Origin of the sequence: Ensifer canadensis, assembly GCF_017488845.2 — a bacterium.
Taxonomy (GTDB): domain Bacteria; phylum Pseudomonadota; class Alphaproteobacteria; order Rhizobiales; family Rhizobiaceae; genus Ensifer; species Ensifer canadensis.
Genome location: NZ_CP083371.1, coordinates 1,721,224 through 1,740,352 on the forward strand (window position 1 = coordinate 1,721,224; position 19,129 = coordinate 1,740,352).

General features: G+C 62.9%; 19 protein-coding genes. 15 read left to right on the forward strand and 4 right to left on the reverse strand.

The window, feature by feature from the left end; all coding sequences use genetic code 11:
- Positions 1-176: 176 nt before the first annotated feature.
- Genes J3R84_RS27600 through J3R84_RS27625 form a run of 6 tightly spaced genes read left to right on the forward strand, consistent with a single transcriptional unit; the run spans position 177 to position 6,539 of the window.
- Positions 177-959: an IclR family transcriptional regulator gene (locus J3R84_RS27600; RefSeq protein ID WP_057225033.1), complete on the forward strand. Its 783-nt coding sequence runs from the start codon at positions 177-179 to the stop codon at positions 957-959.
- Entirely contained in the window at positions 959-2,212 is a 1,254-nt protein-coding gene (locus J3R84_RS27605; RefSeq protein WP_057225035.1) for a Tm-1-like ATP-binding domain-containing protein, read from the forward strand. The genes J3R84_RS27600 and J3R84_RS27605 overlap by 1 nt, the downstream gene beginning before the upstream one ends.
- Complete coding sequence (locus J3R84_RS27610; RefSeq protein ID WP_057220701.1) at positions 2,209-2,856, forward strand: HAD family hydrolase; 648 nt, start codon at positions 2,209-2,211, stop codon at positions 2,854-2,856. Before J3R84_RS27605 ends, J3R84_RS27610 begins: the two co-directional genes overlap by 4 nt.
- An 18-nt stretch (positions 2,857-2,874) precedes the next feature.
- The gene (locus J3R84_RS27615; RefSeq protein WP_057225038.1) at positions 2,875-4,233 is read left to right on the forward strand and encodes an aspartate aminotransferase family protein; all 1,359 of its coding nucleotides are present in this window, start codon (positions 2,875-2,877) and stop codon (positions 4,231-4,233) included.
- A gap of 1 nt (position 4,234) precedes the next feature.
- Positions 4,235-5,518, forward strand: coding sequence for an aspartate aminotransferase family protein (locus J3R84_RS27620; RefSeq protein ID WP_203529013.1), 1,284 nt, complete (start codon positions 4,235-4,237; stop codon positions 5,516-5,518).
- A gap of 7 nt (positions 5,519-5,525) precedes the next feature.
- Positions 5,526-6,539: a phosphotransferase enzyme family protein gene (locus tag J3R84_RS27625; RefSeq protein WP_084815033.1), complete on the forward strand. Its 1,014-nt coding sequence runs from the start codon at positions 5,526-5,528 to the stop codon at positions 6,537-6,539.
- Between the two features lie 17 nt (positions 6,540-6,556).
- On the opposite strand, the gene hpaR is transcribed toward J3R84_RS27625, so the two are convergent.
- Positions 6,557-7,027, reverse strand: a complete 471-nt coding sequence (gene hpaR / locus J3R84_RS27630) for a homoprotocatechuate degradation operon regulator HpaR (RefSeq protein ID WP_057225044.1) — start codon at positions 7,025-7,027, stop codon at positions 6,557-6,559.
- Positions 7,028-7,160: 133 nt separating this feature from the next.
- Here hpaR and J3R84_RS27635 point away from each other — a divergent pair, with 133 nt between their 5' ends.
- The 7 genes from J3R84_RS27635 (at position 7,161) to hpaI (ending at position 14,185) form a co-directional block, all read left to right on the forward strand.
- Positions 7,161-7,553, forward strand: a complete 393-nt coding sequence (locus J3R84_RS27635) for a 5-carboxymethyl-2-hydroxymuconate Delta-isomerase (RefSeq protein ID WP_057225045.1) — start codon at positions 7,161-7,163, stop codon at positions 7,551-7,553.
- Positions 7,554-7,620: 67 nt separating this feature from the next.
- Positions 7,621-9,138, forward strand: coding sequence for a 5-carboxymethyl-2-hydroxymuconate semialdehyde dehydrogenase (gene hpaE, locus J3R84_RS27640; RefSeq protein WP_057225047.1), 1,518 nt, complete (start codon positions 7,621-7,623; stop codon positions 9,136-9,138).
- 44 nt (positions 9,139-9,182) lie between these two features.
- Entirely contained in the window at positions 9,183-10,163 is a 981-nt protein-coding gene (gene hpaD, locus J3R84_RS27645; protein ID WP_084815034.1) for a 3,4-dihydroxyphenylacetate 2,3-dioxygenase, read from the forward strand.
- A gap of 67 nt (positions 10,164-10,230) precedes the next feature.
- Positions 10,231-11,643, forward strand: a complete 1,413-nt coding sequence (locus J3R84_RS27650; RefSeq protein ID WP_025428276.1) for a pyridoxal phosphate-dependent decarboxylase family protein — start codon at positions 10,231-10,233, stop codon at positions 11,641-11,643.
- Between the two features lie 58 nt (positions 11,644-11,701).
- On the forward strand, positions 11,702-12,571 hold the full coding sequence (locus J3R84_RS27655) for a fumarylacetoacetate hydrolase family protein (RefSeq protein ID WP_057214615.1): 870 nt from the start codon (positions 11,702-11,704) through the stop codon (positions 12,569-12,571).
- Positions 12,572-12,574: 3 nt separating this feature from the next.
- A complete protein-coding gene (hpaH, locus tag J3R84_RS27660; RefSeq protein WP_057214618.1) occupies positions 12,575-13,378 on the forward strand; it encodes a 2-oxo-hept-4-ene-1,7-dioate hydratase in 804 nt (267 codons plus the stop codon).
- A gap of 9 nt (positions 13,379-13,387) precedes the next feature.
- The gene (gene hpaI / locus J3R84_RS27665) at positions 13,388-14,185 is read left to right on the forward strand and encodes a 4-hydroxy-2-oxoheptanedioate aldolase (RefSeq protein WP_203529012.1); all 798 of its coding nucleotides are present in this window, start codon (positions 13,388-13,390) and stop codon (positions 14,183-14,185) included.
- On the opposite strand, the gene J3R84_RS27670 is transcribed toward hpaI, so the two are convergent.
- From J3R84_RS27670 to J3R84_RS27680, 3 genes are all read right to left on the reverse strand, one after another.
- Positions 14,179-15,177, reverse strand: coding sequence for an NAD-dependent epimerase/dehydratase family protein (locus tag J3R84_RS27670; protein ID WP_057207374.1), 999 nt, complete (start codon positions 15,175-15,177; stop codon positions 14,179-14,181). The genes hpaI and J3R84_RS27670 overlap by 7 nt on opposite strands.
- Before the next feature lie 12 nt (positions 15,178-15,189).
- A complete protein-coding gene (locus tag J3R84_RS27675; protein ID WP_063991849.1) occupies positions 15,190-16,461 on the reverse strand; it encodes a glycosyltransferase in 1,272 nt (423 codons plus the stop codon).
- A 224-nt stretch (positions 16,462-16,685) separates the two neighbouring features.
- A complete protein-coding gene (locus tag J3R84_RS27680; protein WP_057207375.1) occupies positions 16,686-17,273 on the reverse strand; it encodes a YqaA family protein in 588 nt (195 codons plus the stop codon).
- A 351-nt stretch (positions 17,274-17,624) separates the two neighbouring features.
- On the opposite strand from J3R84_RS27680, the gene J3R84_RS27685 reads away from it, so the two are divergent.
- Both J3R84_RS27685 and J3R84_RS27690 read left to right on the forward strand, forming a co-directional pair.
- Positions 17,625-18,512: an NAD(P)/FAD-dependent oxidoreductase gene (locus tag J3R84_RS27685; protein WP_057225056.1), complete on the forward strand. Its 888-nt coding sequence runs from the start codon at positions 17,625-17,627 to the stop codon at positions 18,510-18,512.
- A 106-nt stretch (positions 18,513-18,618) separates the two neighbouring features.
- Positions 18,619-19,095, forward strand: a complete 477-nt coding sequence (locus tag J3R84_RS27690) for an Rrf2 family transcriptional regulator (RefSeq protein ID WP_025428268.1) — start codon at positions 18,619-18,621, stop codon at positions 19,093-19,095.
- The last annotated feature ends 34 nt before the right edge of the window (positions 19,096-19,129 follow it).

Consider the following 19,129-nt stretch of genomic DNA (forward strand, 5'->3'; position numbering starts at 1 on the left):
TATTCAAACCGTTGCTTCAAATATAGACTTGCAAATGCCACGGCGACCTGTCAAGTTATTTCGCATGTTAAGTATCTCGGCCGGATAAAAACGCGATACGGGCGACCAAACCGCCTGGGAATCAAGGGAACAGGCATCGGGATCACTGACGGCGGCGCTCAACGACGGAGGACTGGATGAGCACCATCGGTAAGGCACTGACCCTGTTGGACGCGATCTCGCGACTGGACAGGGAAGTGGGCTTGAGCGACATCGCCAGGCATTGCGTGCTCGACAAGGCGACGGCGCGACGCTTTCTCGTCGAGCTTGAAAAACACGGTTTCGTCGAACAGGATCCGGATACCAAGCGCTACCGCATCGGCGGCGCGCCGGTCCGGCTTGCCCGCATCCGGGAAGCACGGTTCCCCTTTCTCACGCTCGCCATTCCATTCGTAAAAGAGCTTGCCAGCACATCAGGCGAGACCGTGCATCTCTCGGAATTCGTCGCCGACCGGCTTTCGACCGTTCACGTGGAAGATTCGCCGCGCGCCCATCGGGTCATCGTCGACATCGGCAGCGCGTTGCCCTTCCATGCGACCGCATCCGGCCACGCCTTCCTCGCCTTCTGCCCGGCAAGGCAGATCGAAGATGCACTGTCCATGCCCCTTGAAGCCTTCACCGAGTACACGATCACGTCGAAAACAGAACTTCGCCGCCTGCTCGTAGAGACCGCCCACCGCGGCTATTCGATCAGCCAGCAGGGGCTCGAAAGCGGCGTCATCAGTGTCGCCGCCCCGATCCGTGCGCCGGACAGCGTGCCGATCGGCGCGATCGCCGTTGCCGCACCGCAGGTCCGCGCCAATGCCGACACGATCGAGCAACTCGGACCGGCAACGGCGGCGATCGCGAAACGCATTTCGGAGAAATTCTTTGGGTTGGAGCAGGTGCCTGCCAATCCGCTGGCAAGGAGGGCCGGCTGATGAATGCGATGAACCGTCTACCCAACATCCTTGTCGTTGGGACGGGAGACACCAAATGCGAAGAGCTTCAATTCATGGCATCCGTCATTCGCGAGGCCGGTGGCCTGCCTGTGATGATCGACGTCAGCGTTCTCGGTGATCCGCCCTATGCGCCGGAATATTCCCGTCACGATATCGCCAAGGCGGCAGGCACGTCGATCGTAGCGATTGCCGCAAGCGGCGACGAAAACAGTGCGATGGAGTTGATGGCCAAGGGTGCGGCGGCCCTCACCCGCAGCCTCTACGATGCGGGCCAGGCCGATGGCGTCATCATTCTCGGCGGTTCGATGGGCACGGACCTGGCACTCGACGTCGCTGCAGCCCTGCCGCTCGGCGTGCCGAAGTTCGTCGTCTCGACGATCGCCTATTCGCACCTGCTGCCGCCGGAACGCATCGCGCCCGATCTGATGATGATCCTGTGGGCGGGCGGACTTTACGGCCTCAACGGCATTTGCCGGTCGGTGCTTTCGCAAGCCTGTGGCGCCGTCGTCGGGGCGGCGCGCTTCGGCACCAAACCGGACAAGGAGCGGCCGCTCATCGGCATGACCTCGCTCGGATCGAGCTGCCTCAAATACATGAAATACCTGAAGCCCGAACTTGAGCGCCGCGGCTATGACGTCGCAGTGTTTCATGCGACCGGCATGGGCGGCCGCGCCTTCGAGGCGATTGCCGCACAGAACGGCTTTACCGCCGTCTTCGACTTCTGCATCCAGGAAGTCAGCAACCATCATCACGGCACCGTCGTCACGTCAGGGCCAGATCGGCTGGAAAATGCCGGACGCGCCGGAATTCCGCAGCTTGTCGCACCGGGAGCAGTCGATATGGTCGACCTGCCCGCCTGGCAGGCATTGCCCGCAGCCTTAGCTGGCCGGCCCTATCATGCCCACAACCGGCTGCTGGGCTCGGTGACGACATCGCCAGAAGGCCGGCGCGAGATCGCCCGCATCATCGGCGGCAAGCTCGCCGTGACCAGCGCCGAAGTCGCCTTCATCCTGCCGCTCAAGGGCATCCAGGAATGGGACAAGCCGGAGGAACCGCTGCACGAACCTGAAGCGCTCGACGCCTTCATCGACGAGATGCGCCGCGCCGTCCCCTCCTCCGTCAGCCTTCATGAAATCGACAGCCACATCAACGCACCGGAGTTTTCGGCAAAGGCGCTCGCCATCTTCGACGACTGGATCGCCCGCGGCGTGATCCCGGGAGGCCGCCCGTGACGGATCGCGCTCTCATCCTCGACTTCGGCGGCGTCGTTACACGCACGCTGTTTGAAACCCACGATGTCACCGAGCGCGCGCTCGGCCTTGCCCCCGGCAGCCTGACCTGGCGGGGGCCGTTCGACACCGCCACCGATCCACTCTGGGTGTCGATGCAGAGGCGCGAGATCACCGAGCGCGACTATTGGACGGAGCGCACCCGCGAAGTCGGGCACCTCGTCGGTGAAGACTGGACGGATATGAAGACCTTCGTCCAGCGCGCGCGCGGCGCCGAGCCGGAACTGGTGCTGCGCCCGGAAGCGCGCGATGCGATCCTACAGGCCAAGGACGCCGGTATCAGGCTCGCCATTCTTTCCAACGAGCTCGATCTTTTCTACGGGGTCGAGTTTCGCAAGCGCTTCCCGCTGATCCAGCTTTTCGACGTCATCGTCGATGCCACCTACACCGGCATCCTGAAACCGGACCCGCGGGCCTACGAACTCGCACTTTCCGAGCTCGGCCTGCCGCGAGAGGCCTGCGTCTTCGTCGACGACCAGAAAAAGAACATTGAGGGCGCCGAGGCAGTGTCCCTGCCCAACGTGCACTTCGATGTCACCAGACCCGCCGAAAGCTACGCCAGAGCCCTCCGGATGCTCGGCATTTGAACTGACCAGGAGCAAGACATGCGCGAAACCAATTTCCTCATCGAGAACAACGCCCGCCACCTGTGGCATCCGATGGCACACCCCGCCGAAATGCACGCGACGCCGCCGCGCATCATCAATGCCGGTGAGGGCGTGGAGATCGTCGACATCCACGGCAAGAAGGTACTCGATGCGGTCGGCGGCTTGTGGAACGTCAATCTCGGTTATTCCTGCGAGCCGGTGAAGAAGGCGATCCGCGATCAGCTCGACGACCTGCCCTATTATTCGACCTTCCGCGGCACCACCAACTCGCCGCTGATCGAGCTTTCCTATGAACTTGCCGAATGGTTCAAGGAGGATGGCCTCAGCCGCTCGTTCTTCACCTCGGGCGGCTCGGACTCGGTCGAGACCTGCCTTCGCCTCGCCCGCCAGTACCACAAGCTCAACGGCCAGCCGGAGCGCACCAAATTCGTCGCGCTGAAGAAGGGCTACCACGGCACGCATTTCGGCGGCGCGTCGGTCAATGGCAACTCTAATTTCCGCCGCAACTACGAGCCGCTGCTGCCGGGCGTCTTCCACCTTCCCGCCCCCTATACCTACCGCAATCCGTTCGCGACGACGGACGGCGCCGAGATCGCCAGGGGCATTGCCCGCCTCTTCGAAGACGAGATCGCCTTCCAGGGGGCCGACACCATCGCCGCGCTGATCATGGAGCCGGTGCTCGGTGCCGGCGGCGTGATCGTGCCGCACGAAACCTTCATGCCGCTAATGCGCGAGATCTGCGATCGCCACGGCATCCTGCTGATTGCTGACGAGGTGATCACCGCCTTCGGCCGCACCGGCGCCTGGACCGGTTCGCGTCTTTGGGGTGTCAAGCCGGACCTGATGTCGACGGCCAAGGCCATCACCAACGGTTATTATCCCTTCGGCGCGGTGATGATCTCGGACAAGGTTGCCGAGGCTTTCGAGACCAACAGGACGGCTGCCGGTTCGATCGGCCATGGCTACACCTATTCCGGTCACCCGGTCGGTGCGGCTGCCGCCCTTGCAACCCTCAAGGAAACAAAACGCCTTGATGTGGCGGCCAATGCGGGCGCGCGCGGCGAGGAGTTGATGGCCGGCCTGCAAGCTCTGAAGGCCAACCACGACCTCATCGGCGATGTGCGCGGTAAGGGCCTGATGTGCGCGCTCGAACTGGTGTCGGACCAGGCAAAGAAATCGCCGGCTGCCAAGGACGTGGTGCAGAAGGTCCAGGACGCAGCCTATGAGGCTGGTGTCATGGTCCGCACCTCCGGCCCGAACGTGATCCTGTCGCCGCCACTCGTGATCACTGCCGAGGATGTCACGCGCATTCTTTCGGCGCTCGACGCCGGCCTGAGTGCTGCCGGGGGCAAATGACATGAGCAACACGGCAGCGCTGCTGGCACGCCGCGAACGGCTGCTCGGCAAGAACATGTCGCTGTTTTACAGCGACCCGGTCCATATCATCAGGGGAGAAGGCGTCTGGCTCTTTGACGCCGACGGCAGACGCTATCTCGACTGCTACAACAATGTGCCGCATGTCGGCCATTGCCATCCCCGCGTGGTCGAAGCGATCACCCGGCAGGCATCGACGCTGAACACCCACACGCGCTACCTGCACGAGGGTATCCTCGACTATGTCGAACGACTGACCGCGACGTTCGATCCTAGTCTAGACACAGCGATCCTGACCTGCACCGGCAGCGAGGCCAACGACATTGCCCTGCGCATGGCTCAGGCGGTGACCGGAAAAACCGGGGTCATCGCCACCGATCACACCTATCACGGCAACACTGCCTCCGTTTCGCAGCTTTCCACCCGGATGCCGCCGGTCGGCGGCTTCGGCGGCCATGTGCGCCACGTGCCGGCACCGGATAGCTACCGGCCACTCGGCGGCGTTTCCGGCGAAGCCTTTTCGATCGCGTTTGCGGCCGAAGTGGAAAAGGCGATCGCCGAGCTGCAGAAAAGCCCGTTTGGTTTTTCCGCGCTGATCATCGACCCGTTCTTCGCCAATGAGGGCTTCCCCGATCTACCTGAGGGCTTCCTCGACAGGACCGTTGCGGCCGTGCGGAAAGCCGGCGGCGTGGTGATTGCCGACGAGGTCCAGCCCGGTTTCGGCCGCACGGGCGGGCACATGTGGGGCCACCAGAAGGCCGGCATCACCCCCGACATCGTCACGCTAGGCAAGCCGATGGGCAACGGCCATCCGATCGGCGGCGTCGTTGCCGGCAGCGATGCGCTGAACGCGTTCCGCAAGGCGTTCCGCTACTTCAACACCTTCGGCGGCAATCCGGTGTCCTGCGCCGCGGCAATGGCCGTGCTCGACGTCATCGAGGATGAAAAGCTTGTAGATAATGCCCGCGAGGTCGGCGCCTATTCCAAGGCCGGCATCGACCGGCTCAGGCACAAGCACGCCATCATCGGCGACGTGCGCGGCAGCGGCTTGTTCTTCGGAGCGGAACTCGTGCTCGACCGGGGTAACAAGACGCCGGCCGCCGAACTCGCCACCAAGGTCATCAACGACATGCGCGAGCGTGGCGTGCTGATGGGCAAGCTCGGCATCCATCAATGCGCGACAAAGATCCGCCCGCCGATGCCGTTCTCCAAGGAGAACGCCGACCTGATGTTGTCGACCCTCGACGACGTGCTTTCAGGCTTGTGAACGCGCCATGGCCGAGCATCTGCCACAACATCTGCTGCTAGCACTCGAGGCCCGCGCACTGGAAGCCATAACCCACTGGGGACTTGCCGACGTGCGGCCCGAGCTGCTGAAATATCGGGAGAACGCCGTCTTCCGGGTCACCCTCGCCGACGGCGAGCCGGCTGCGCTCAGACTGCACCGACCGGGTTATCACGACGAGGCCGCGCTGCGCTCCGAACTGCAGTGGATGACAGCCTTGGGCGACGGCGGCCTTACGGTGCCGAGCGCGATTGCGACACCGGACGGCCGTCTTCTCGTGCATCTCGACCCGACCGATGATTTTGGCGCACAGCATGCCGATATCGTCAGCTGGCTGGACGGCTCGCCGTTCGGTGAAAGCGGCGTTCCGCTCGCGCATAGCGGTGAGAGGCAGATCGTCCTGTTTCATGCGCTTGGGGCCATGATGGCCGACATGCACAACCTTGCCGATCGCTGGTCGGCGCCATCAGGCTTCAAACGTCCTGCCTGGGACATCGCGGGCCTGCTTGGCGAAAGGCCGGTCTGGGGCCGCTTCTGGGATTGCGAGGGCCTGTCGGTCGAGCAGAGGTGTGGGCTCGGCATTCTGCGCGATCGGCTTCGGAGCATTCTGGAAAACGTGCCTGCGGGCGAGTTCGACTACGGCCTCGTCCATGCCGACCTCGTGCGCGAGAACGTGCTGGTTTGTGACGACGGCGTGGCGTTCATCGATTTCGACGACGCGGGCTTCGGCTTTCGCCTGTTCGATATCGCGACGGCGCTCCTGAAGAACCGCAATGAACCGGCCTACGAGGCGATCGAAAGGGCGTTGATCGAAGGATACAGAAGCAAGCGCCCATTGACGGATCCGGCACTTTCGGCGCTGCCGATCTTCATGGCGCTTCGTAGCCTCACCTATATCGGCTGGTTTGCCGCGCGCCCGGAACTTCCGGACGCGGAGGCGCGTGTGCGTCGTTACGCGGATGAGGCGTTGCTCTTGGCGCAAGCGCTACCGGTCCTCGCATGAGGAATGCAGATGCCTTATCAATCGCCGAGCGTTGCGAGCTCGTCCAGCATGTCGAGCAACACCTCAACACGTTCGCGGCCGTAACGCGCTTCGAGCTGGTCGTAGATCGCCCGGCTTTCCGGGCTGACATCGGCAATGACGCGCATGCCCGCGGGCGCGATCTCGAGCAGCACGCGACGACCGTCGTCGGCGTCCTTGTGCTTGGTGATCAGTCCGCGCTCCTCGAGCGAGCGGATGATACGCGTGAGGCTCGGCGCCAAAATGAAGGCCTTGTCGGCCATCTCGGACGCGTCGACCTTGCCGGATTCTGCGAGGATCCGGATGACGCGCCATTGCTGCTCGGTGATTTCGTGACGCGCCAGCATCGGTCGGAAATGCCCCATCACCGCTTCGCGCGCGCGCAGAAGCGCGATCGGCAGCGACCGACGCGTATTGTGGGGAAGAAGGGCGTCGGGCCCAAGCTCGATCGGGGTTTTCGCACGGCTCATGCGCGATCTATGGGCGATTTTTCACCTTTCTGCAATTGCCGGCGAGCTTCGGGCGACAGCGAAAGTCGCTTGACACGGAACGGCATATTGTTAACGTGTTAATTAATAAACAGAGAGACACGGGGGACAGGAAATGCCGCACTTCACGATCGAACATTCCGCCAATCTCGACGCGCGCGTCGACTTCGACCGCCTGTGCCGCACGATCCACAAGACCATCCTCGGCACCGGTCTCTTTGAAACCGGCGCCGTTCGCGTGCGCGCAATCCGCAGCGCCGACTACGCGATTGCCGATCTCTTGCCTGAGAACAGTTTCATCGACATGTCCTTCCGAATCGGCTGGGGCCGCTCGGACGCCGAAAAGCAGGCGACCGGGACGGCCATCTTCGATGCCGCCACACAAGAGCTCGCAAGCCTTTTCGACACACCTCATTTCGCCCTCAGCCTGGAGATCCGCGAAATCGACCCGGATCTCAGCTGGAAGAAGAACGCGATCCACCCGCGCCTTCGAAAGCAGGGCAACTGACCCCGGCAGAAGTCGGCAAGAGTTTCTGCGCCCGCACAACGGCAGCGCACCACGATTGGAGAATGACATGTCCAAACTCGACGAGAACTTCAAGAAGGCGGACGCCTATCTCGCCCGCTTCGGCACGCACGGCGTCTTGAACCACATCAATGGCGAAGCCGTGCCGGCGCTGGATGGCGACAGCTTCGAGACGATCTCGCCAGTCGATCTCAAGCCGCTTGCAACCGTCTCACGCGGCAAAGCAGCCGATATCGACCGCGCTGCCCGTGCCGCGAAGGAGGCCTTCCCAGCCTGGGCCGCCATGCCGGGCGAAACGCGCAAAAAACTTCTGCACAAGATCGCCGATGCCATCGTCGCGCGCGCCGAGGAGATTGCCTTCGTCGAATGCATGGACACGGGGCAGTCGCTCAAGTTCATGGCCAAGGCCGCTCTGCGTGGTGCGGAGAACTTTCGCTTCTTTGCCGATCGCGCACCGGAGGCCCGCGACGGCAAGGTGCTACGCGGTGACAACCAGATCAACATGACCACGCGCGTACCGATCGGCCCGGTCGGCATCATCACGCCCTGGAACACGCCGTTCATGCTGTCGACTTGGAAGATAGCGCCCGCGCTCGCGGCCGGCTGCACCATCGTCCACAAGCCGGCGGAGTTCTCGCCGCTGACGGCCCGCCTGCTCGTCGAGATCGCCGAGGAAGCCGGTCTACCCAAGGGTGTCTGGAACCTGGTCAACGGCTTTGGCGAGGACGCCGGCAAGGCGCTGACCGAGCACCCTGCCATCAAGGCCATCGGCTTCGTCGGCGAAAGCCGGACGGGATCGCTGATCATGAAACAGGGCGCCGACACGCTGAAGCGGGTGCATTTCGAGCTCGGCGGCAAGAACCCGGTCGTCGTCTTTGCCGACGCCGATCTGGAGCGCGCCGCTGACGCCGCGGTCTTCATGATCTATTCGCTGAACGGTGAACGCTGCACCTCCTCTTCTCGGCTGCTGGTGGAAGACAGCATCTACAACAGCTTTACCGCGCTGGTTGCCGAGAAGGCCAAGCGCATCAGGATCGGTCATCCGCTCGATCCGGAAACCGTAGTCGGGCCGCTGATCCACCCGGAGCATGAAAAGAAGGTGCTCGAATACATCGGCATCGGCCAGGAAGAAGGTGCGACGGTTGCTGCCGGCGGTGCAAAGTTCGACGGCCCCGGTGGCGGCTGCTACGTCCAGCCGACGCTCTTTACCGGCGCCAACAATTCCATGCGGATCGCGCAGGAGGAGATCTTCGGGCCGGTCCTGACCGCCATTGCCTTCAAGGACGAGGCGGAGGCGCTGGAGCTTGCCAACGACGTTCAATACGGCCTTACCGGCTACCTCTGGACCTCCGACATCACGCGCGCCTTCCGCTTCACCGATCATCTCGAGGCGGGGATGATTTGGGTCAATTCCGAAAATGTCCGTCATCTGCCGACGCCCTTTGGCGGCGTCAAAAGCTCCGGCATCGGCCGCGACGGCGGCGACTGGTCGTTCGACTTTTACATGGAAACCAAGAACATCGCGTTTGCCAGCTCGGCGCATGCGATCGCCAAGCTCGGCGGCTGAGCGCGAGACACGAACCGCGCCGCCCAAAACTGGAGGAGACAAGAATGCCCTTACCGAAGCCGAACCTTCACCCGCCTTTCAACATCGTGCGGCTGAGCCATGTCGAACTCGCCGTCACCGATCTCGCCAAATCGCGCGCCTTCTATGTCGATGTGCTGGGCCTGCAGGTGACCGACGAGACGGCCGACACGATCTATCTGCGCGCCATGGAAGAACGCGGCCATCACTGCATCGTGCTGAAGAAGGCAGCGACTGCCGAAGCCCGCGATCTCGGTTTCAAGGTCTTTGGTGACGAGGACCTCGACAAGGCGGCGCATTTCTTCAAGCAGAAGGGGTTGCCGGTCGAATGGATCGAGCGGCCCTATCAGTCGCGCACCTTCCGCACCCGCGATCCGCAGGGCATTCCCTTGGAATTCTATTCGAAGATGGACCGCCTGCCGCCGATCCATCAGAAATATGCGCTTTATCGCGGCGTAAAGCCGCTGCGCATCGACCATTTCAACTGCTTCTCGCCCAATGTCGACGACGCCGTCGCCTTCTATAACGAGATCGGTTTCCGGGTGACCGAGTATACGGCCGACGAGGAGACCGGCCGGCTCTGGGCGGCCTGGACCCACCGCAAGGGCGGCGTACACGACATCGCCTTTACCAATGGTCGCGGCCCGCGCCTGCATCATACCGCCTTCTGGGTGCCGACGCCGCTCAACATCATCGACCTGCTCGACCTGATGTCGACCTCCGGCTGGCTCGCCAATATCGAGCGCGGCCCCGGACGTCATGGCATTTCCAATGCCTTCTTCCTCTATGTCCGCGATCCCGACAACCACCGCATCGAGATCTATTGCTCGGACTACCAGACCGTTGATCCCGATCTCGAACCGATCAAATGGGATCTCAAGGACCCGCAGCGCCAAACGCTCTGGGGCGCGCCTGCGCCACGCTCCTGGTTCGAAGAGGGCAGCCAATTTGCAGACGCCGAGACGGTGGAACCGGCGTTGAAGGCGCAACCTATCATCGCCCCGTAAATCGAGGCATGAAAGGTGGATGCCGGCACAACAGGGCCGGCACGAATGGCGCAAGGGGAGGAACGTTATGGACGAGAAGACTTTCGGTGAGTGGTCGCAGAAAGCGGCGGAATGGGGATCGGCCTATCGGGCGTCGCTACGCGACAGGCCTGTTCGCGCCCAGACGGCACCGGGCGCGATCGCAGCCCAGATCCCGAGCAAGCCGCCCCAGACCGGCGAGGACATGGCGGCGATCTTCGAGGATTTCGAAAACATCATCCTGCCGGGCATGACCCATTGGCAGCACCCGCGCTTCTTCGCCTATTTCCCTGCCAACGCCGCCCCGGTTTCCGTCATCGCCGAATATCTGGTGACGGCGATGGCCGCCCAATGCATGCTGTGGCAGACCTCCCCCGCTGCCACGGAGCTCGAAACCAGGGTGATCGACTGGCTGCGCCAGGCGATCGGCCTGCCCGACGGCTTTTCCGGCGTGATCCAGGACTCGGCGTCCTCCGCCACGCTCTCCGCCGTACTCGTCATGCGCGAGCGCGCCTTGAACTGGAAAGGCAACAAGCAAGGACTGAGCGCACACGCGCCCTTGCGCATCTACTCCTCGGACCAAGTCCACACCTCGATCGACCGGGCCATCTGGGTGTCGGGCATCGGCGAGGAAAACCTCGTGCGCATACCGGCGGCCGGGCCGCTCCACGCAATGGACTGCCAAGCGCTCGAAGCGGCCATTATCAGGGATAAAGACGCAGGTTTCCTGCCGGCCGGCGTCATTGCCTGTACCGGCGGCACCAGCACCGGCGCCTGCGACGATATCGCCGAAGTCGTTCGCGTCGCCCACAAGCACGGCCTTTATGTCCATGTCGATGCGGCATGGGCCGGGTCGGCAATGATCTGCGAGGAATTCCGCTCGCTCTGGGCCGGTGTCGAAGAGGCGGATTCTGTCGTCTTCAACCCGCACAAATGGCTCGGCGCCCAGTTCGACTGCTCTGCCCATTTCATCCGCAATCCCGATGATCTCGTCCGCACGCTGGCGATCCAACCGGAATATCTGAAGACCCATGGCCGCGACGGCATCATCAACTATTCTGAATGGACGATCCCGCTCGGAAGGCGCTTCCGCGCCCTGAAGCTGTGGTTCCTGCTGCGCTTCCACGGGCTGGATGGTCTGAAGACGATGATCCGCAACCACGTCGCCTGGGCAAATCGCCTGGCCGCGCGCCTCGGCGCGAACGAAAACTTCGAAATCGTCACCGCGCCGCGCTTCTCGCTGTTCTCGTTCCGCCATCGCGGTGGCGCCGACAGCGACGCCCACAACATCGCGCTGGTCAATGCCATCAACGACGATGGCCGCATTTACCTGACCCAGACGCGGGTCGACGGCCGCGTCGCCATCCGCTTCCAGGCAGGCCAGTTCGACATGACCGAGGCGGACGCCGATGTCGCCTTCGATGTCATCACCGAGGTCGCTGCGGGCATGGCTAACCGGTGATCTGCGGGATCAAACATGTCTGCCCGTCGGCATCGCCCGACCAGGCCGGAGGATTGAAATGACGCTTGCGAAATTCGCCAGTTTTTACACGAGCGACGGTCAGGGATACGGCCTTGTCAGCGACCACGGCATCATCGATCTGTCCCGGCGTTATTGCTCGAAATGGCCGACGCTGCGCGAGGTCATTGCCGACGGCGCCCTGACAAGGCTTGCGGACGAAGCCGCCACCCTCGCCCCCGACGTGTCGCTCGCCGATATCCGCTTCGAAATCCCGATCCCCGCGCCGGAAAAGATCATCTGCGTCGGAGTCAATTTCCCCGATCGCAACGAAGAGTACCGGGATGGGCAGGCAGCACCTCCCAACCCGTCGTTGTTCATCCGTTTTCCGCGCTCCTTTACCGGGCACGGACAGCCGCTGATCCGCCCGCCTGAAAGCCCGCAGCTCGACTACGAGGGCGAGATCGTCATCGTCATCGGCAAGGGCGGCCGGCGCATCCCCGAAGGCTCGGCGCTCGACCATATAGCTGCGTTGTCGCTCTGCAACGAAGGCACGATCCGCGACTGGGTGCGCCACGCCAAGTTCAACGTCACGCAAGGCAAGAACTTCGACCGCACGGGTTCGATCGGGCCATGGCTGGTTCCCTTCACCGACGAGGCGCAGATCGCAGACATCAAGCTCGAAACCCGCGTCAATGGTTGGGTCCGCCAGCAGGACCGAACCAGCCGGATGATCTTCTCCTTCCGCAAGATCATCAACTACGTCTCGACCTTCACCACGCTGGTGCCCGGCGACGTGATCGTCACGGGAACGCCGACCGGTGCCGGCGCCCGCTTCGACCCGCCGATCTGGCTGAAACCCGGCGATGTCGTCGAGGTCGAGGCCGATGGCATCGGCCTGCTTCGCAACCCCATCGCCGACGAGGTGTGAGCCGTGTTGAACGCCAGCGAAATCGCCGATGCCGCAAGGACGCTCGATGCGGCGGAGGCGAGCCGTATCCAGACCGGCCTTCTCTCCCTGAAGCATCCCGACATGACCATGGACGACGCCTACGCCGTGCAATCGGCCTGGGTGAAGCAGAAGATCGCCCGCGGACGCAGGGTCATCGGCTGGAAGATCGGGCTGACGTCGAAGGCGATGCAATATGCGCTGAACATCGATATTCCCGATTCCGGCGTGTTGTTCGACGACATGATGTTCGAGGACGGCGCCACGATCCCCAGGGATCGTTTCATCCAGCCGCGCATCGAGGCCGAGATCGCTTTCGTCATGAAGGCGCCGCTCGCCGGCCCCAATGTCAGCGTCTTCGACGTCCTCAATGCTACCGACTACGTCACTCCAGCGCTCGAGATTCTCGACACACGCATCCTGCGTGTCGATCCGGAAACGAAGAAGGCCCGAACCATCGTCGACACCATTTCCGACAATGCCGCCAATGCCGGCATCGTCATCGGCGGCCGCGCCATGCGCCCGCAGGATGTCGACATGCGCTGGATGGGCGCCATCGTCTCGCGCAATGCCGCGGTTGAAGAAACCGGGCTTGGTGCAGGCGTTCTCAACCATCCGGCCCGCGGCATCGCTTGGCTTGCCAACCGGCTTGCCAGCTATGGCGACCGCATCGACGCCGGCCAGATTGTGCTTGCCGGCTCGTTCATCCGCCCCGTCGAGGCCCGGCACGGCGACACCATCGTCGCCGATTTCGGGCCGCAGGGAACCGTCAGCTGCTTCTTCGAATAGGGTGCGCCCATGCCTGCTCCACGCAATATGTTCAAGCTTGCCCTTTCCGAGGGCCGGCCGCAGATCGGCCTTTGGCTGGCCCTCGCCAATCCCTACGCCGCCGAGATCTGCGGCGGTGCCGGTTTCGACTGGCTGCTGATCGACGGCGAACATGCCCCGAACGACGTGCCGCTGATGATGGCGCAGCTCCAGGCGCTCTCCAGTTCGACGAGCCATCCGATCATCCGCCCGCCGATCGGCGAGGCGTGGCTGATCAAGCAGCTTCTCGATCTCGGCGCGCAGACGCTGCTGGTGCCTATGGTCGAGACCGGCGAACAGGCCCGCGCGCTGGTCCGTGCCGTGCGGTATCCGCCCCACGGCATGCGCGGCGTCGGCGCAGCGCTTGCCCGCGCGTCGGCCTTCAACCGCATTGATGATTATCTCCCGACCGCCAATGCCGAGATCTGCCTGCTGTTGCAGGTGGAAAGCCGTGCGGGACTGGCGGCACTGGACGAAATTGCGTCGACCGAAGGGGTCGATGGCGTCTTCATCGGTCCGGCGGATCTGGCGGCCGACATGGGCTTCCTTGGCCGGCCCGGGGCACCCGAGGTGCAGGAGGCGGTCGAGGCTGCACTCGCGCGCATACAGTCGCACGGCAAGGCTGCCGGCATCCTGACCTCGGACACCGCACTCGCCAAGCGCTACCTCGAACTGGGCGCGCTCTTCGTCGCTGTTGGGAACGATGTTAGCCTGCTCGTGGGAGCGACCAGCCGCCTGCGTGCGAACTTTGCCGAACAGCCGGTTGCGCCGCCCGCATCCGGCTATTGAGAGGCAACGCCACCGAGTGCATAGGGTCGCTTCGATTGCATTTGGTCGAGCGCCCGCGCCACGCCGGCCTGAAGATCGATGCGCGGCGCAAGGCCATAGGACGCCTGCAGCGCCGTATCGCCACAACGGAAGAACACGCCCTCGGGCTTGTCTGACCGGCCGCTTACTCTCGGCTCCCAGCCGATGCACCGGCTGACCAGTTGGGCGAGTTCAATGAAGGAGGTGGCGATGCCGGTGGAGATGTTGAGAGATGCGCCGTTCTGCAACCGGGTAAAGGTTCGCCAGACGAAATCGACGCAATCCGAGATATGGATGAAGTCGCGACATTGCCGGCCCGAGCCCCAGACGAAAACCTCTTCCGTGCCGCGCTCATCGAGGAGCCGTCTGCAGATCGCCGGGAATGGATAGCTCAGGTCCTGATCCTCGCCGTAGCCGCTGAACGGCCGGTAGGCGACCGCCCGCCCGCCATAATTCTCGACATAAAGCTTCATGAGGTATTCGCCGCTGAGCTTCGCCCAGCCATAACTCAGATCCGGGACGCCGATCGTGTGCTCGAAGTCGATCATGTCTTCGCTCAGCTTGCGGTACCCTTCCGGGCGCTGGAGGCTCACGGGATAAGCGGCACTCGAGCTGAAATAGATGACGGATCCCGGACGCGTGCGCGCGGCCCAGCGCCACATATCGGTGTCCACCGCGAGATCCTCAGCAACCAGAAGCGTCTGGGTCTCCAGCATGACACGACCGCCGACCATCGCGGCGAGATGAAACACCATGTCGAAACGGTCGTCGGAGCGATCGAAGTAGCGGCGGCAATCCTCCTCGATGAGGGAGAAGCCGCCCCTCGGCGGGTTCGGCCAATCCTCAGGACGCATTGCCCCGGTTCCGCGCGCGAGCTTATCGACGCAAACGACCTCGACACCTTCCGACATCAGCTTGCCGCAGAGATGGCGTCCCACAAATCCGGCTCCGCCAGTCACCAATGCACGCGCCATCCTCTCTCCCTTTCAGATCCGGCTGGCCATCCCAAACTCTGGATGTCCAGGTCGCCCCACCGCCCCTGTCATCACATCACGGATCGAAAATTTGATCCGTCCGGCATAGATATCGACCATCCGCTGGTGCCATTCATCGCGCGAAGGCGCGATCCTCTTGCCATAGGCGAATGCACCCTCGCTCAAACGCCGAACGAGATCGTCGTTTTCCATCAGCACCATCTTCTCGGCGAGGGATCGGGCATTGCCGCTCTGAAAAACCAGCCCCGCCTGGTTCTCTTCGATTTCTCTGGCAATGAGCGCATTGCTGCTGGCGATCACCGGTATGCCCGACATCAGCGCCTCGGCGGCGACGAGACCGTAGGGTTCGGGCATCCGCGACGGCATGAAAAAATAGCGTGCCTTGGCCGCGACGGCGGTAACCTCGCCGTCATCAAGCCATCCCGGAACATGACAGTGAGGAAGTGTGTGTTGTATTTCCTGGAGCAACGGCCCTTGTCCAATCAAGGTCGCCGCCTTGCCCGTCACGTTGAGCGCCTCGGCCAGCGTACGGACGCCCTTTTCTACCGTCATGCGGCCAAGAAACATGGCGCGTTCGTTCTTCCAGGCTTCAACGGGAAACCGCGTGAGCGGCGTCGACGGCGTGCGCAACGTCAGGAAGTTTCGAAGCGAGCCCGTGCTCAGGTAAGGTTCCATGGCTTCATGCGCGAGAATGACACCGACGCGGCCCCAGAAGACCTCACCCGCGGCGCTCTGGGTCATCGAACGGCCGAAACGCCACAGCTTGTGAAGGTAGTTGCGCTTGTCGCAGGCGCTGGCCAAGCAACCGGCAGTCAGCGGTTTCTCCTCGCAGATATCGCCCTTCCCGAAATGAGCATACGCGCCGTTCGGACAGCTCAGAAAGAAATCATGCGCGGTAACGATGACCTTGGCGTCACTGCGCTCCAGCGCGTGAAAAATCGAAGGGGACAGGATCTGTGACCAACCGTGAACATGAACGACCGTGTCACTTCCGGACTTGAGCAATCGGCGCAAGGCACGGTAGGCGCGGCCGTTGAAATTCCTGTCGAACAGGTTTGCGAAGCGGACGCCGTCGCGCAAGGGGCGCTCGCCCAGCGCCTCCACCTGTACGCCCGGGAATCGCAAGCGAATGCCCGCACCGTCATCCCCGACCAGAACGGAACAGTCGAGCCCCGCCGCAACGCCTGCCTCAATGCATTGGAGCGCGACCTTGGTCGCACCGCCCAGGGCCTCCGACACGTCGTTGACAACGATAAGCCGCATGAACACTTGCCTCTCGGAGACTTTACTGGGCGACCTGGATCTCCCCCATTTGGCTGCCGCTTGCCGACGGTTTGCAAGATATCAATTTGCGGTAGACGCTGCGCGCGGATGGACGGAATAACGCCTTGCCAAATACCTCAAGGCGCGCACTGTCGGGCCGAAATGGCCGTTAAGCCTTTGCCTCCACCGACGGCAGGCAGGCTTTCGGCACAGCTTCGCTGTTGTTATTTTGCGAGAACGTAGACGCCGTAAAGCAGGATCAGCACGGCCGCAGCGACGGCTGCAATCAACCCCAGGCGCTTCTCGATGAAATGCCGGACGGCTTCGCCGTGCCGGCGAAGAACCGCCGCCAAAATGAAGAAGCGCGCGCCGCGCGTGATCACCGCCGACGCGATGAACATGCCAAGGCTGACATTGGCGGCACCAGAGAGGATGGTGACGACCTTCATCGGCGGCACGTGCGCAAGCCCCGATGTCACCAGCAGAAGCACGATTGCCTCCATGTCGACCGAAGCGCGCATCGATTCGAACGCATCGATCTTGCCGTAGAACTGCAGGATTGGACGGGCGATCGCGTCGAAGGCGTAGTGTCCGAGGAACCAGCCCGCGATGCCGCCGAGCACCGAGAACAGTGTGGCAATGAAGGCATAACGATAGGCCCTATGCGGTTTTGCCAGCACCATCGGCAGGAACAGGACGTCTGCCGGAACGACGAAGACGGAGCTTTCGACAAAGGCTACCAGCGCCAGCCACCATGCGGCGGACTTCCGGCCAGCGAGGTCCATCGTCCAATTGTACAAACTGCGAAGCATGGGAAATCCGGTCGTTCATCGGGGGCGTCCCGTGCGGGACCTTGGCGGGAAGCGTTCCGATCCCCGATGCCGGGGACAGAGGCTGAACACGCAACGATAATATCCAGTCGACTACCAAACAGGCGGATTTTTGTCTGCCTTGAAATCGCGCCAGAGCAACTTGAGCGACGGTCCTATTGGTCCGCCCCGCCAGCAAAGCTATCCGTAGCCTCGCGTCTTTCGGCCGGAGCCGATCCTGAGGCGCCAGCCATCGCCGCCAGGCTCAGTCATGGAACTTTTGTTGTTTCGTGATATTGAAAGCCAACTTCACGTAACTTATAAAGATACGATCTTGAGACGAAGAGGCCCGATATGACCCATGACGTAATCATCCTTGGCGGCAGCTACGCCGGCCTTTCCGCCGGCCTTCAACTCGCCCGCGCCCGCAGGAGCGTGCTGGTTATCGACACCGGAATGCGGCGGAACCGTTTCGCCGCGACATCGCACGGTTTCCTGACCCAGGATGGCAGCGCGCCGGCTGAAATCGCCGCCGAAGCCCGCTCGCAATTGATGGAATACCGGTCGGTCGAATGGCTGCAGACTGCCGCCATAAGTGCCGAACGTGTGCAGGATGGCTTCAAGGTCGCCCTGCAGCAGGGCCCCGATGTCACTGGCAAACGGCTTGTCCTCGCCACCGGCGTCACCGACGTCCTGCCGGATCTTGACGGGCTTGCCGAACGCTGGGGCAGGAGCGTCTTCCATTGCCCCTATTGCCATGGCTACGAACTCGACCAGGGTAGGATCGGCGTGCTCGCGACGTCGCCCCTTTCGATGCATCAGGCGCTGATGCTGCCGGACTGGGGTCCGACCACCTTCTTTCTCAACGGTGCATTCGAGCCCGACGCGGACCAGCTACAGCAGCTTGCATGGCGCAATGTCACGCTGGAGCACGGGCTTATCGACAGGATCGAGGGTGAACGGGTCGATGTCGTCATGAAGGACGGGCGGGTGTTGCCGATGGACGGCATATTCACCACCACCAGGACGGTGGTCTCGGCGCCATTTTCCGAACAGCTCGGCTGCACCTTGGACGACGGCCCGCTCGGACGCTACATCCGAACCGATGCGATGAAGGCAACGACGGTTCCGGGCGTATTTGCCTGCGGAGATGCGGCAAGGCCGACGGGGTCGGTCGCGCTCGCCGTTGGAGACGGTGCCATGGCCGGAGCTGCAACCCACCGCTCGCTGATGTTCGACTGACAGCGACTGCAGCGGGTCCGGTCGTCACGCCGCTGGACAATGAAACGGCGGCCTCCCCTAGGCGGCACTATCCATGCTATCAGATGCGAAACAGGGAAGATTGCCAATGCGCCAGGACGGACGGCTTTCACGGCTGCTGCATGTGTTGCTGCACATGGAAAAGCACGCAGCGCCGATGACATCCGAAACCATTGCCCGGATGCTCGGCACGAACTCCGTCGTCGTGCGCCGGACGATGGCCGGCCTTCGCGATGCCGGTTACGTGTCGTCCGAGAAGGGCCATGGCGGCGGTTGGACGTTGTCGCGGCCGCTTTCCGAGATCACCCTCCTCGACGTCTATCGAACCATCGGCAGTCCCGGCTTCTTCGCCATGGGTGTCGCAACCGACGAACCGCAATGCCTGGTCGAACAGGCTGTCAATTCGGCGCTGGAGCGAACACTCGATGAGGCAGAGACCCTGCTGCTCGCGCGATTGGGCGAGATCGCCATCTCCGATATCGCCGCCGATTTCGAGCGGCGCTATGGCGCTGTCACGGGCAACCGATTGTCCTCGTGCAAAGGTCATCCGACAGAGCCGAGTTGAAGACCTCGTCACTGATTGAACCGGACATCGTTTG

Bases quoted from the DNA above. Each gene is read 5' to 3' on its own strand.
- J3R84_RS27625 (WP_084815033.1), top strand. From the start codon at position 5,526: ATGGCCGAGCATCTGCCACAACATCTGCTGCTAGCACTCGAGGCCCGC.
- hpaI (WP_203529012.1), top strand. From the start codon at position 13,388: ATGCCTGCTCCACGCAATATGTTCAAGCTTGCCCTTTCCGAGGGCCGG.
- J3R84_RS27670 (WP_057207374.1), bottom strand. From the start codon at position 15,177: ATGGCGCGTGCATTGGTGACTGGCGGAGCCGGATTTGTGGGACGCCAT.
- J3R84_RS27635 (WP_057225045.1), top strand. From the start codon at position 7,161: ATGCCGCACTTCACGATCGAACATTCCGCCAATCTCGACGCGCGCGTC.
- hpaR (WP_057225044.1), bottom strand. From the start codon at position 7,027: ATGAGCCGTGCGAAAACCCCGATCGAGCTTGGGCCCGACGCCCTTCTT.
- hpaD (WP_084815034.1), top strand. From the start codon at position 9,183: ATGCCCTTACCGAAGCCGAACCTTCACCCGCCTTTCAACATCGTGCGG.
- J3R84_RS27650 (WP_025428276.1), top strand. From the start codon at position 10,231: ATGGACGAGAAGACTTTCGGTGAGTGGTCGCAGAAAGCGGCGGAATGG.
- J3R84_RS27685 (WP_057225056.1), top strand. From the start codon at position 17,625: ATGACCCATGACGTAATCATCCTTGGCGGCAGCTACGCCGGCCTTTCC.
- J3R84_RS27620 (WP_203529013.1), top strand. From the start codon at position 4,235: ATGAGCAACACGGCAGCGCTGCTGGCACGCCGCGAACGGCTGCTCGGC.
- J3R84_RS27600 (WP_057225033.1), top strand. From the start codon at position 177: ATGAGCACCATCGGTAAGGCACTGACCCTGTTGGACGCGATCTCGCGA.
- J3R84_RS27675 (WP_063991849.1), bottom strand. From the start codon at position 16,461: ATGCGGCTTATCGTTGTCAACGACGTGTCGGAGGCCCTGGGCGGTGCG.
- hpaE (WP_057225047.1), top strand. From the start codon at position 7,621: ATGTCCAAACTCGACGAGAACTTCAAGAAGGCGGACGCCTATCTCGCC.
- J3R84_RS27615 (WP_057225038.1), top strand. From the start codon at position 2,875: ATGCGCGAAACCAATTTCCTCATCGAGAACAACGCCCGCCACCTGTGG.
- J3R84_RS27605 (WP_057225035.1), top strand. From the start codon at position 959: ATGAATGCGATGAACCGTCTACCCAACATCCTTGTCGTTGGGACGGGA.
- J3R84_RS27680 (WP_057207375.1), bottom strand. From the start codon at position 17,273: ATGCTTCGCAGTTTGTACAATTGGACGATGGACCTCGCTGGCCGGAAG.
- J3R84_RS27655 (WP_057214615.1), top strand. From the start codon at position 11,702: ATGACGCTTGCGAAATTCGCCAGTTTTTACACGAGCGACGGTCAGGGA.
- J3R84_RS27690 (WP_025428268.1), top strand. From the start codon at position 18,619: ATGCGCCAGGACGGACGGCTTTCACGGCTGCTGCATGTGTTGCTGCAC.